Below are 1,860 nucleotides of genomic sequence, written 5' to 3'. Positions count from 1 at the left end.
CAGCCCGCCCGGCCGCCCTCGACAACATCCCGGCCGTACGTGAACACCGCTCTTTCACCATCTGCGGCTCCGCTAGTGCGCTGCAGCACAACAACCATCAGCGACAGAAAGCGCAGATCCCTCATGTCTATCGTGAACCGTTCCTCGATCGCATCGGCCTCGGAGCCCGTGGGCAACTCCCGGACTCTGCAGGTGCAGGCCGAAGCCGTCGCGCCCGTCGCCCACAGCTCTGCCATCGTTGAAGCTGCTGAGTCGGCGCCGCTTACTCACTCGGGCTTCGACGTCGTTGCTGTCGCCGAGCTCCGCCGCCAGGCGATGCTCGACGCCCTCGACCCGGGCCCGCGCCCCGACGCGGCCGACCGCCCCCGTGCACGCGGTTTTCTCGCCCGCATCAAGAGTTTCTATGCCCAGGAACTCATCCACGATACCGCTGCCCACACCGAGAACGCCGAGCGCACCTCGCAGCGGGGAAAGGGAAAGGGCGCCGAGAGCCCGCAGAGCAACGGTTGACGGCAGCACCCGGCACTGCTCGATCCCGGGCAGCCGGCATGGACAAGTGGAATTCCCTTGGGAGCAGAAAGCGTAGATCCGAAGTGCCTTTGGTGAAAATTTCAAGAATTCTCCTAACTTTCGAGCCGGATGATGAACAGAGGCTGTCCGACATAAGAGGAGGACTCGGCGGTGCAGGTGATTGCACGCGTGCAGTCACCTCACGGCCGACCGTGAGTCAGGCGGCTGCGCGCCTGGCCGGCCTCGGCGCAGCCGCGGCGCGGGGCTGCGCCGCCGGGAAGTCGGCCCGGGACGTCAGAGCCCTCTGGTGTGCCCCTGTTGCCCGGCAATCCCCATGGGATTCTCGGCAATACAGCGCATGTGAGGGCGAGTTGCATCGACCACGGGTCGGTTCGCAGCCCCGGCGGCAGGCAATTCTCCATGCGGAGCGACCTCATCCATCTATCGGTCGAGGGTGGTCGCACGTCAGAGGCAGCGTGGGCCGGCGCCGATGGAAACCGTGGCCCGATGCCGGGGCTAAGACCTGTCCCGTAACTGCTGGTCACAGGTGAGATGATCTTGCTGTGTCTGGTGTGATCACGGCGTCGGAGCCGTCCTGGATAGCCCCGTTCACCGGGCTGAGCCCGCGTATCTTCGGCAAGCTGGTGACCGCGCTGCGCCGCGAAGGTGCAGATCCGGTCCGCAAGGGCCGCCCGTGGTCTCTTCCGCTGGAGGACCGGGTGCTGCTGGTAGCGGCTTACTGGCGCACGAACTTGACGTTGCGCCAGATCGCCCCTCTCTTCGGTATCTCGAAGTCCGCGGCCGACCGCATCATCGACCACCTCGGCCCGTCCCTCGCGCTGCAGCCCCGCAAGCGGTTCCGCAAGGACACCGTGCTCATCGTGGACGGCACCCTGGTGCCCACCCGCGACCACACCATCGCCGAGCAGTCCAAGAACTACCGGTACTCCACGAACCACCAGGTCGTTATCGACGCCGACACTCGGCTCGTTGTGGTGGTCGGCCGGCCTCTGCCCGGCAACCGCAACGACTGCAAGGCGTGGGAGGAGTCCGGCGCGAAGGCCGCCGTCGGCAAGACGATGACAATCGCCGACGGCGGCTATCCGGGCACCGGGCTGGTGATGCCACACCGGCGCCGCAACGGCGAGGAACTGCCCGACTGGAAACACGCCCACAACAAGTCCCACAAACAGGTCCGCGCCCGCGTAGAGCACGTCTTCGCCCGCATGAAGACCTGGAAAATCCTCCGCGACTGCCGCCTCAAGGGCGACGGCGTCCACCACGCCATGCTCGGCATCGCCCGCCTGCACAACCTCAACCTCGCCGGATAGACGAGCGGTCGGGCTGGTC

Annotated in this window: 2 protein-coding genes; both read left to right on the top strand. The window is 66.4% G+C overall.

Annotated features, from left to right (window positions below; genetic code table 11):
- Positions 1-123: 123 nt before the first annotated feature.
- Entirely contained in the window at positions 124-510 is a 387-nt protein-coding gene (locus OG584_RS02840) for a hypothetical protein (protein WP_405774625.1), read from the top strand.
- A 563-nt stretch (positions 511-1,073) separates the two neighbouring features.
- Entirely contained in the window at positions 1,074-1,841 is a 768-nt protein-coding gene (locus tag OG584_RS02835; RefSeq protein ID WP_405773694.1) for a transposase, read from the top strand.
- Positions 1,842-1,860: the final 19 nt, after the last annotated feature.

It is taken from the genome of Streptomyces sp. NBC_00859, assembly GCF_045161865.1.
In the GTDB taxonomy this organism is placed as follows: Bacteria; Actinomycetota; Actinomycetes; order Streptomycetales; family Streptomycetaceae; genus Streptomyces.
This window is presented reverse-complemented; position numbering and strand designations above follow the sequence as displayed.

Coding starts and splice junctions, on each gene's coding strand:
- OG584_RS02840 (WP_405774625.1), top strand. CDS start 124: ATGTCTATCGTGAACCGTTCCTCGATCGCATCGGCCTCGGAGCCCGTG.